Source organism: Paenibacillus pasadenensis DSM 19293, from assembly GCF_000422485.1.
GTDB classification, from domain to species: Bacteria; Bacillota; Bacilli; order Paenibacillales; family Paenibacillaceae; genus Paenibacillus_O; species Paenibacillus_O pasadenensis.
In genome coordinates, this window is record NZ_KE383858.1 from 64,582 (window position 1) to 76,327 (window position 11,746).

The following is an 11,746-nucleotide window of genomic DNA, read 5'->3' on the forward strand; positions in this document are numbered from 1 at the left end:
TTGCCGGCGGCAGCCGAATCCAGACTTGGCAAGGAGGAAGGAACGATGGAACAGCTACGCGACTCCCGGTTCGGCGGGCAGGGCATGGCCGATCGCGACGCCGGAGACGGCGCCAGGCGGCTCATGGCCTTCCTGAGGGACCAGTACGGCCGCAGATGCTTGACCGGCCAGCAGATCGGCGTCGCCTCGACGCCGGAGCTGGACCTCATCCGCGAGACGACGGGGCATTATCCCGCGATCGGCGGGTTCGACTTCATGGACTACTCTCCGTCCCGCACGGAACGGGGATCGTCCGGCAAGGACACGGAGCTCGCCATCGACTGGTGGCGGAGCGGAGGCATCGTCACGTTCTGCTGGCATTGGAACGCGCCGCAGGATCTGATCGACGAGCCGCCGGACAAGAGCTGGAGCAGCGGCTTCTATACGAAGGCGACGACGTTCGATCTGGCGCGGGCGCTGGCCGACGAGGACTCCGACGGCTACCGGCTGCTCCTGCGCGACATCGACGAGATCGCGGTCCAGCTGGCGAGGCTGCAGGAGGCCGGCGTGCCGGTGCTGTGGCGGCCGCTGCACGAGGCGTCCGGCGGCTGGTTCTGGTGGGGGGCGTCCGGCCCCGAGGCGTGCATCGCCCTGTGGAACCTGATGTTCCGGCGGCTGACCGGCCTGCATGGCCTCCACAACCTGATCTGGGTGTGGAACGGACAGCATGCGGACTGGTACCCGGGCGACGAGACGGTGGACATCATCGGCGAGGACATCTATCCGCCGGCGCGCAGCCACGAGTCGCAGGCGGGCCGGTACCGGCTCGCCCGATCGTTCTCCGCGGAGGACAAAATCGTCGCGATGACGGAAAACGGCGCGCTGCCGGACCTCGACGCGATGGCCGCCGAAGGCGCGCTCTGGGCGTGGATCTGCACCTGGTACGGGGAGTACGTCTATGAGCGGGGCGGCGAGGACGGCCGCATCGCCTACTCCGGCAAGCATACCGAGGCGGAGCGCCTGCGGGCCTTTTACGCCCATCCGCTCGCCCTCTCCCGCGACCAGCTGCCCGACCTGGCCTCCTATCCGCTCGCCGGCGAGCTCCGCGCGGCCGAGGGAGGGCGGGCATGACGGCATCTGTCCTTCGTTTTCGCCAATGGATGTTCAAGTCGAGCGGCAGCGACGAATGGATGCCGGCCGTCGTTCCCGGCTGCGTGCATGCCGACCTGCTGCGCAACCGCGTCATCGCCGATCCGTTCGGCTCCGACAACGAGCGCGAGCTGCAATGGATCGACAAGCTGGACTGGGACTACGAGACGAGGTTCGACGTTCCGGCGGAGATGCTGCTGCTGCCGAGCCTCGAGCTGGAGTTCGACGGGCTGGACACGTATGCGGACGTGAGCCTCAACGGCAGGCCGGTGCTCTCGGCGGACAACATGTTCCGCCGCTGGAGCGCCGACGTCAAGGGCATCGCGGCGGAAAAGGACAATGTGCTCCGCGTCGTCTTCCGCTCGCCGGTCCGCGAGGACCTGCCGAAGCTCCGGGCGCTCGGCATCGCCCTGCCCGCGGCCAACGACCAGTCGGAGCTCGGCGGCCTCGGCGACGACAAGATCAGCGTGTTCGCCCGCAAGGCGCCGTACCACTACGGCTGGGACTGGGGACCGCGCTTCGTCACGAGCGGAATCTGGCGAGAGGCCCGGCTGGCCGGCTGGAGAGGCAGCCGCATCGCCGACTTCTTCATCCGCCAGGACGAGATCACGGCGCAGACGGCCCGGCTGACGGCGCAGGTCGAGGTGCGCACGCTGGCCGCCTGCGCCGCCGTCCTGCGCATCAGCGAGGGCGGGCGCCGCTGGGAGCGGCAGGTGGAGCTGCGGCCGGGGACCGACGTCCTGTCGGTGGAGCTGGAGCTCGAGCAGCCGCGGCTCTGGTGGTGCCGCGGCCTCGGGAAGCCCGAGCGCCATGCCTTCAAGGCGGAGCTGCTCCGGCCGGGCGACGGGGAGCCGATCGACGAGGCGACGGTCGTGACGGGACTGCGCACGGTCCGTCTGAATACGGAGCGGGACGAGCGCGGAAGCCGCTTCGTGCTGGAGCTGAACGGCGTGCCGGTGTTCGCCAAGGGGGCCAACCACATCCCGCATGACAGCTTCCCGTCCGAGGTGCCGGTGGAGAAGTACCGGGCAGAGGTCGAGGCGGCCGCGGAATGCGGCATGAACATGCTGCGGGTATGGGGAGGCGGGCTGTACGAGGACTCGGCGTTTTACAACCTGTGCGACGAGCATGGCCTGATGGTGTGGCAGGACTTCATGTTCGCCTGCAGCATGTATCCGTCCGACGACGCCTTCCTCGCGAGCGTGGCGGCGGAGGCGGAGGACAACCTCAAGCGGCTGAGGCGCCATCCCAGCCTTGTGCTGTGGTGCGGCAACAATGAGATCGACTCCGCCTGGTCGCAGTACGACGAGCAGGGAGGCTGGGGGTGGAAGGGCCGCTTCTCGGCGGAGCAGCGGAGCGCGATCTGGAGCGGCTACGAGAAGCTGTTCCATGTCCTGCTGCCCCGGGCGGTCGAGGCGTTCTCTCCGGGAGTGCCGTACTGGCCGTCCTCCCCGCTCGCCCGACTGTCCGGCGACGCCGGCCAGCACGGGCATGCCGATGCCGGCGAGGGCGACGTCCATTACTGGGGCGTGTGGCACGGCATGGAGCCGTTCGAGGCGTTCCGCGGCAACGTCGGACGGTTCATGAGCGAATACGGCTTCCAGTCGTTCCCGCAGCTGTCGACGATCCGAACCTATGCGGAGGAGAGCGAGCTGGAGCTGGAGTCGAGGCCGATGCTCGCGCATCAGAAGCATGGCGGCGGCAACCAGCGGATCCGGCATTTCATGAACCTTTACATGAGCGAGCCCAAGGACTTTCCGTCGTTCGTGTATCGGAGCCAGGTGCTGCAGGCCGAGGCGATGAAGGAGGCGATGGAGGCCCACCGGCGCGCCAAGCCTTATTGCATGGGCAGCCTGTACTGGCAGATGAACGACTGCTGGCCGGCGGCCTCCTGGTCGGGCATCGATTATTTCGGCCATTGGAAAGCGCTCCAGTATCAGGCGAAGCGCAGCTTCCGGGAGACGCTCCTCTCGTTCGGCGACAGCGGAGGCTTGCGTTCCCTGCATGCGGTGACCGACCGTCCCGGCGGCGTCCGCGGGAGGCTGACGCTGCGGCTGCTGGAGTTCGACGGCACGGAGCGGCGCCGCGAGGCCATGGAGGTGCGGCTGGACGAGGCCGGCTCCTCCGTCCTGCTGGCTTTTCGGGACGAGGATTGGCTCGGCGGGCTGCCGGCGGACTCCGCCGTGCTCGTCGCCGCCCTCGAAGAGGACGGAGGGGCGCCGCTTGCGGAGGCGTGGCATTATTTCGTCCCGCTCAAGCAGCAGCGGCTGGAGCGGCCGCGCATCTCTGTCACCGAGGCGGAGGACGGAAGCTGGACCGTTTCGTCCGATACGCTGGCGCGGCAGGTGCGGCTGACGGCGGAGCAGGCCGGACGGTTCTCGGACAATTTCTTCGACGTGCTGCCGGGCCTGCCGAGGACGGTGTCGTTCCACGGCGCCTCGGGGCAGCCGGCCCGGCCCGGCCGCATCTCCTGGATGTCCATGCAGGACACCGGGGCGGACCGGATCGAAGGCGGCTCATGAAGGCATACCACAAGCGATGGGCTGCCGCGATGCTGGGACTGGCGGCCGCAGCGGCCGTCTGCGCCGTCCTGGCGGCGATGCTGGTCAAGCCCGAAAAGGAGATGGCGATGGACGATTATGTGAAGCGCATGCAGCCCGGGTGGAATTTGGGCAATACGTTCGATGCGATCGGAGACGAGACTTCATGGGGCAATCCGCGGACGACGAAGGATCTCGTCGAGGCGGTGGCCGGCCAGGGCTACCGGAGCCTGCGGCTGCCGGTCACCTGGTTCCACCGGACCGGGCCGGGGCCGGAATACCGGATCGATCCCGCTTTTCTGGACCGCATCCAGGAAGTCGTCGATTGGGCGCTCGAGGCGGACCTGCTCGTCATGCTCAACCTGCATCATGATTCCGGCGAGTGGATCAAGGACATGGGCAGCCGCCATGACGAGGTGAAGGCCCGCTACGAGGCGCTCTGGCGGCAGATCGCGGAGCGGTTCCGCGGCTATCCCGAGCAGCTGATGTTCGAGAGCGTCAACGAGCCGCGCTTCTCGGACGACTGGAACAAGGACGATCCCGCGTACTTCGCGATGCTCGACGAGCTGAACGTGGCCTTCTATGAAATCGTGCGCGGCTCGGGAGGAGGCAACTCGCGGCGGCCGCTCGTCCTCTCGTCGATGACGGCCAGCGCGTCGCAGGCGAGGCTGGACGAGCTGCTGCGGACGATGCGCAAGATGGAGGACGAGCGGCTGATCGCGACGATCCACTATTACGGCTACTATCCGTTCAGCGTCAATCTCGGCGGAGCGACGACGTTCGACGAACGGGCGAGGCGCGACCTGGAGGAGACGTTCGACCGCGTGGCGGCGACCTTCTCTCCCGCCGGCATCCCCGTCGTGCTCGGCGAGTTCGGCCTGCTCGGGTTCGACAAGTCGCTGGACACGGTGCAGCAGGGGGAGAAGCTCAAGTATTTCGAGCATCTGGCGTACTACGCCCGCGAGAAAGGCTTCGCGACGATGCTGTGGGACAACGGCCAGCATTTCAACCGCCTGACGCGCAGCTGGTCGGACGCCCGGCTGCGGGAGACGATGGTCGCCGGCTGGACCGGCCGCTCCTCCACGACGTCGCCCGACACCGTGTACATGCAGGCCGGCGAGCCGGCGGCGGAAGCCGTGCTGCAGCTCGATCTGAACGGCAACCGGCTGCAGGCGGTCGCCGCGGGAGAGAGGACGCTGAAGGAAGGCGCTGACTACACGGCGGAGGACGGCCAGCTGAAGCTGTCGGCGGCGCTGCTCTCGTCGCTCGTCGGCGGCCAGGCCGGCGATGTCGCCCGGCTGACGCTGTCGTTCAGCGGCGGAGCGGACTGGGACGTGTTTGTCGCCGTCGTCTCGCAGCCCGTGGCCCAGGATTCGACCGGCTCGATCGAGGGGCTGGCGATTCCGGTCGCGTTTGGCGGCGAGCGGCTGTCGACGCTGGAGGCCGAGTATGAGGACGGAGGCGTGCCGGGGCCGGGCGAGTGGACTCCGTTCAAGGAGTACGGCCTGGCGTTCGCGCCCTCCTATCCGACGGGCGACATCATGCTCAAGAAGCCGCTGCTGGAATCGCTGCAGGAGGGGCGCAAGGTCCGGCTTCGCCTGCATTTCGGGAGCGGCGCCGTGCTGAGCTACAGCATCGTGCGCGCAGGCTCCAAGATCGAAGGAAAGGCGGGCTGAGCCCGCCGGGGAACGGCCGCTCTCAAAGAAAGCGCCTTCCCGCATCGTCCCTTTCGGTAGACAGGGCGGCGAAAGCCGACTAAAGTCTACTTGAAAGGGCTTTTTTTGCTTGGAGCCGCCAGCGGCGGCAGCGCAAGGTCCTTAATCGAAACAGAGACGGGGATACGGAGATGCGATTCAGCTTGAACCACGTCCGCCTTCGCAAAAAGATGCTCATCGTCTATATCGTCTGCGTGCTCATCCCGATCGTGCTGACGAACATCGTCTTTTATCAGGTGACGACCCATAACGTCCGGCAGCAGAAGCTGAGCGACATCTCGGCGGCGATGGACCAGATCCGGCGCGACTTCCTCGACCAGATGGACGTCGCGGCCGGCATTTCTTCGATCTTCTACACCGACGCCAAATTCAACGAGGCGATCGAGCGCTCCTACACGAGCTCCTCGGAATATGTGGATGCCTACTACGCGGACATCTACGCCACGATGTACCGCTACTCGCCGATCTACAAGGCGATCCGCGACGTCGCCATCTATACCCCCAATCCGACCATCGTCGGGGGCGGCGGGATGCGGCCGATCACGGAGGAGGTGGAGGCCTCCTCGTGGTACCGCGCGCTCGCGCTCGGCGGCGGCGACGGCTCGCCGATCGTCATCCGCAGCGTCAACGAGACTTCCCACGGTCCGGAGACGGTGTTCAGCTTCGTGCGCCGGCTCGACTATTTCGGCCAGAAGCACGGCCGCTATCCGATCCTCAAGATCGACATCGGCTACAGCGCCATCAGCGCGCTGATGCGCAACGCGACGCTGCAGGGAGACGTGTACCTCGTCGGGCCGGAAGGCCGGATCGAGGCGGCGTCCGGCGGCGCGGAGCGGCAGCAGGAGCAGGCGTCGTTCCTGCCCGAGGCGCTCGCGGCCGACGCGATCTCGGTGAGCAAGCCGATCGCCAACGTCGATTATTTGCGCGGCTGGAGCCTCGAGGGCGCGTTCCCGGAGCATCGGGTGCTGCAGGATGTGTACAAATCCCGCAACTTCGTCGTCTACCTCGCGCTGCCGAACATCCTCGTGCCGACGCTCATCATCCTCTGGTTCACCCGCTCGCTCAGCTCGCGGCTCGCCCGCATCCTGCACCAGATGAAGCGGGTGCGCAACCATTCGTTCGAGCCCGTCGAGCAGCCCGACTACCGCGACGAGATCGGCCAGCTGACGAACGAGTTCAACCGCATGACGCTGCAGATCAAAAGCCTGATCGACGACGTCTACCTGGCCGACATCCTGCGCAAGGATCTCGAGATCAAGCGCAACCAGGCGCAGCTGCATGCGCTGCAGAGCCAGATCAATCCGCATTTCCTCTTCAACGCGCTGGAGACGATCCGCATGCGCAGCCTCATCAAAAAAGAGGAGGAGACGGCCAAGATCATCCACAACATGGCCAAGATCTTCCGTCGCTCGCTCTCCTGGGACCGCGACTGGATGACCGTGCGCGAGGAGCTCGAGCTGATCCACTGCTTCCTCGAGATCCAGAAATACCGCTTCGGCGACAAGCTGGACTACTCCGTCGTGGCCGACGACGAGGCGCTCGGCTGGCTCGTGCCGAAGATGTCCGTCCTGCCGTTCGTCGAGAACGCCAGCATCCACGGCATCGAGAAGAGCAAGCGCGGCGGCAGCATCAACCTCTTGTTCCGCGTCGAGGGCAGCGCGCTGATCGCCGAGGTGGTCGACGACGGAGCCGGCATGGAGCCGGAGGAGCTGGAGGCGATCCGCGGCGGGCTGCAGCGGGACGAGCCTTTCGGCGACCATGTCGGCATCCAGAACGTCTATCGGCGCTTGCGCCTTTATTACGGCGAACGGTTCGAGCTGCAGATGGACAGCGTCCGCCGCCAGGGCACGAGCGTGCGCATCCGCCTTCCGCAGCGCGAGGAAATCGCGGAGCCGGCAGCGATCCGAGGCAACTCCTAAACTTTTTAGGGTAGGAGCTAAAGTTTGCAGGGGTGTCGGTAAAGCGCTTCCGTCATAAAATGAAAGTGCTTACAGGAACAGCTGCACATTCACGGACGATAGGGAAGGGGAGCAAAGAGATGGTCAAGACGAAAAAGGGCTTGCTGGTCCTCGCGGTAGCGATGGCCACGGCGCTGGCCGGCTGCAGCGGCAACTCGGGCAATTCCGGGAACGCGGGCAGCAACGGAGGAGCGGCAGCTCCGGAGGCATCGGCGAACGCGGGCGCAGGCGAGAAGGCGGCGCCGGCGAAGGATCCGGTCACGTTCACGTATTTCAACGCCGGAGCCCAGGTGCCGAACATCGAGTCCAACAAGACGAAGATCGGCAAGCTGCTCGAGGAGCAGACCGGCGTCAACTTCAACCTCCAGTATCCGGTCGGCGACGTCAATACGAAGATCGGCACGATGATCGCGAGCGGCAACTATCCGGACGTGCTCTCGCCGGATACGGCCATCGACAAGGTGCTTGACGCCAAGGCGTTCATCCCGCTCAACGAGCTGATCGAGAAGCATGCTCCGAACATCCAGCGCGTCTATGGCCCTTACATGAACCTGATGAAGGCGGAGGACGGCAACATCTACTTCCTGCCGTTCAGCCCGGTCGTAGGCGAATACATCTCCAACCCGACGATCGAGCAGGGCGCGTTCTTCATCCAGCGCCGCGTGCTGAAGGAAGCCGGCTATCCGAAAATCAAGACGCTGGACGAGTACTTCGACCTGATCGACAAGTATAAGGCGAACCACTCCGGCGACAAGCTGACCGGCTTCACCTCGCTCATCTACGACTGGCGCACGATGGGCATCTTCAACCCGCCGATGCATCTGGCCGGCTATCCGAACGACGGCGACGTCATCGTCGACATGACGAGCCACGAGGCCAAGACGTATTCGAACACCGACAACACGAAAAACTGGCTGAAGAAGCTGAACGAGGTCAACAGCAAGGGACTTTACGACGAATCCTCGTTCGTCAACAACTACGACCAGTACCTGGCGAAAATCTCCTCCGGCAACGTGCTTGGCTTCTTCGACTACGGCTGGCAGGTGAACCAGGCGCTGCAGAACATCAAGAAGACGGGCAACGACGACCTCGACTACATGCCGCTGCCGATCGTGTTCAGCGGCGTCGAGAAGGACCAGTACCTCGATCCGCCGTCCTTCGTCAACAACCGCGGCGTCGGCATCACGACGTCGGCCAAGGATCCGGTGCGCATCATCGAGTTCTTCGACAACATGCTCAAGGAAGAGAACCAGGTGCTCATCCAGTGGGGCGTCAAGGGCGAGGAGTACGAGGTGGACGACAAAGGCCGCTTCTACCGCACGCCGGAGCAGATCGAGATGCTCAAGGACAACAAGACGCAGGAAAGCATCGGCTTCTCCTACTTCAACTACAGCTGGCCGATGTACGGCGGCGGCTCCACGCTGGCCGACGGCAACTCGTTCAACGCCGGCCGCCAGCCGGAGGTCGCGCAGGCTTCGTTCACCGAAGGCGACAAGCTGATTCTCGAGAAATACGGCGCGAAGACGTTCTCCGACCTGTTCGCCAAGCCGGATGAGCGTCCGTGGTACCCGGCCTGGAGCATCTCGCTGGAGCAAGGCTCGCCGGCGCAGATCTTCACGCAGAAGTCCAAGGACCTCAAGCTCAAGTACTTCTCCAAGCTCGTGCTGGCGAAGCCGGAGCAGTTCGACGGCATCTGGGACGAATACCTCAAGGAATTCAACAAGCTCGACGTGAAGGCCTACGAGGAGACGATGACCAAGGAAGTCGCCGCGAAGATTGCCAAGACGCAAGGCAACTGAGAACAGGCTGAATGGTTTCGGACCGGACCGGGTCAGTCGCACCGGTCCGGTTTTTGCCGATCGGCATGCCGGTTGGATAGGAGAGGAGAGATACGATGCGCAGCCAAGAAACCGCCGCCGTCCCGTCCGCGCCGTCCGCGGAGCCGGGAAAGGTAGGACGCTGGTTCAGGACGCTGTCCAAGCAGAAGGCGCTGGTGCTCATGTCGGTGCCGTTCGTCATCTGGATTTTCATCTTCAAATATGTGCCGCTGTGGGGCTGGACGATCGCCTTCCAGCATTACCGCCCGAACCTGGGCATGTTCGAGCAGGAGTGGGTCGGCCTCGAGCAGTTCCGCTTCCTGTTCTCCGACGACTCGTTCCTGCGCGTCCTGCGCAATACGCTGGCGATGGCCGTCATCAAGCTGGTGCTCGGCTTCGTCACCGCGATCGCTCTGGCGATCCTGCTCAACGAGGTGCGCATCGCGTTCTTCAAGCGCGCCGTGCAGACGATCAGCTACCTGCCGCACTTCATCTCCTGGGTCGTGGCGGCGAACATCATCTCGACGGCGCTGTCGATCGACGGCGGCATCGTCAACGAGCTCTTGATGTGGCTCGGCATCATCGACCGGCCGATCATGTGGCTCGGCGTCGGCCATTACTTCTGGGGCATCCTCGGCGCCTCCGAGGTGTGGAAGGACGTCGGCTGGAATACGATCGTCTATCTGGCGGCGATGACGATGATCGATCCGTCGCAGTACGAGGCGGCCGAGATCGACGGCGCGAACCGGATGCAGCGCATCCAGCACATCACGCTGCCGGGCCTCAAGCCGGTCATCATCATCCTGCTCATCATGAACCTCGGAAACATCCTCGAGACGGGCTTCGAGCCGCAGTACCTGATGGGCAACGGCATGAACGCCGACTATTCGGAAAACCTGGAAATCTTCGTCCTCAAATACGGCATCTCGATGGGCAACTTCTCGCTCGCGACCGCGGCCGGCATCTTCAAGACGGTCGTCAGCTTCATCCTGCTGTTCGGAGCCAACTCGCTGGCGAAGCGTCTTGGCGAGCAGAGACTGTTCTAAAAGGAGCGATGTATCATGGCAACACCGGCAGCGCAGCAGGTTGGCGCGGGCAAGAAGCCCGAAAAGCCGCGCAAGGTGTACAAACGGTTCCAATCCCCGGGCGACCGCCTGTTTGACCTGTTCAACTTCATCTTCCTTTCCCTGCTCGTCATCTTCACGCTCTACCCGTTCCTCAACACGCTGGCCGTGTCGCTGAACAACGCCAACGACTCGATCCGCGGCGGCATCTACTTGCTGCCGCGCGACTTCAGCCTCGACAACTACAAGTACGTGTTCCAGGAAGCGACGATCTTCCACGCGACGCTCGTCTCCATCCTGCGGACGGTCATCGGCACGATCGTCACGGTGTTCTGCTCCGCGATGGTCGCCTATACGATCAGCCGGCCGGAGTTCCTGCTGCGCCGCTTCGTGACGGTGACGTTCATCCTGACGATGTACCTGAACGGCGGCCTCATCCCGAACTACCTGCTCATGCGCGACCTGGACCTGATCGGCAGCTTCTGGGTGTACATCGTGCCGGGCATCATCGGGGTGTTCAACATGATCGTCATCCGCTCCTTCATCGAAGGGCTGCCGGAGGGCATCATCGAGTCGGCGCGCATCGACGGCGCGGGCGAGTTCCGCACGTTCATGCAGATCGTCATTCCGCTGGCGCTGCCGGCGCTCGCCACCGTGGCGCTGTTCACCGGCGTGTTCCAGTGGAACTCGTGGTTCGACGTCTTCCTGTACAACTCCGAGAAGGCCAACCTCAGCACGCTGCAGTACGAGCTGATGAAGATGCTGGCCAACTCCAACTCGAACTCGTCGATGACGTCCGCCTCGGCGTTCGCCAACAGCGCGAACGCGAGCGCCAACTTCGTCACGCCGACGTCGATCCGCGCGACGATGACGATCGTGGCGAGCTTGCCGATGATCATCGTTTATCCGTTCCTGCAGAAATACTTCGTCAAAGGCATGACCGTCGGCGGCGTGAAGGGCTGAGCCGACGGGAAGCCGCTGGCCCCCGCCGCTCGGAAGCCTGGCTTCCGAGCGGCGGGGGTTATTGGCGTAGTCCGCCGCTTCGCGGACGGCTGGAGCCGCTTCGCGGACGAAGCTGCGTGCCGGGGAGAGCCGCTGCGCGGACGGAGCAGCGTGCCGAGGACAGCCGCTGCGCGGAGGGAGCTGCGTGCCGGGGAGAGCCGCAGCGCGGACGAAGCTGCGTACCGGGGAGAGCCGCTGCGCGGACGGAACCTCCCTCCGATTCCGCTGAAGCCCAGATTCCTCTGATCTCCCTTTCCGAAACGGAAGGAATCCGGCCTTCAAGGGAACCGCTGCCGCTTCTCCAGGAGGATTCCGTCCGCTCCGCTGGGCCAGCACGCCCACTGCCGCAGCACAAGCGACCTTTGCTCCAAGTCCAACTTCGCTCGGATGGTCGCGCTTCACTTGACCTACCAAGCGATCGTCCGCCGGACGCCTGCAACCCGACATTTTCGGGTTACAGCCACTGGCCCGAGCTCCCGGACGCCCGCAACCCGACATTTTCGAGTTACAGCCTCTGAATCG

General features: G+C 64.7%; 7 protein-coding genes. All 7 read left to right on the forward strand.

Going from position 1 to position 11,746, the window contains the following annotated elements:
* The first annotated feature begins 45 nt into the window (after positions 1–45).
* Positions 46–1,110: a glycosyl hydrolase gene (locus tag H582_RS29255; protein ID WP_052333583.1), complete on the forward strand. Its 1,065-nt coding sequence runs from the start codon at positions 46–48 to the stop codon at positions 1,108–1,110.
* Entirely contained in the window at positions 1,107–3,650 is a 2,544-nt protein-coding gene (locus H582_RS0123120; RefSeq protein ID WP_028600431.1) for a beta-mannosidase, read from the forward strand. The genes H582_RS29255 and H582_RS0123120 overlap by 4 nt, the downstream gene beginning before the upstream one ends.
* Complete coding sequence (locus H582_RS0123125; RefSeq protein ID WP_028600432.1) at positions 3,647–5,344, forward strand: cellulase family glycosylhydrolase; 1,698 nt, start codon at positions 3,647–3,649, stop codon at positions 5,342–5,344. The genes H582_RS0123120 and H582_RS0123125 overlap by 4 nt, the downstream gene beginning before the upstream one ends.
* Before the next feature lie 182 nt (positions 5,345–5,526).
* A complete protein-coding gene (locus H582_RS0123130; protein WP_052333584.1) occupies positions 5,527–7,302 on the forward strand; it encodes a cache domain-containing sensor histidine kinase in 1,776 nt (591 codons plus the stop codon).
* A gap of 119 nt (positions 7,303–7,421) precedes the next feature.
* Entirely contained in the window at positions 7,422–9,140 is a 1,719-nt protein-coding gene (locus H582_RS0123135) for an ABC transporter substrate-binding protein (RefSeq protein ID WP_028600434.1), read from the forward strand.
* 200 nt (positions 9,141–9,340) lie between these two features.
* Complete coding sequence (locus H582_RS0123140; RefSeq protein ID WP_228551822.1) at positions 9,341–10,204, forward strand: ABC transporter permease; 864 nt, start codon at positions 9,341–9,343, stop codon at positions 10,202–10,204.
* Between the two features lie 15 nt (positions 10,205–10,219).
* A complete protein-coding gene (locus tag H582_RS0123145; protein WP_052333585.1) occupies positions 10,220–11,185 on the forward strand; it encodes a carbohydrate ABC transporter permease in 966 nt (321 codons plus the stop codon).
* Positions 11,186–11,746 lie beyond the last annotated feature (561 nt).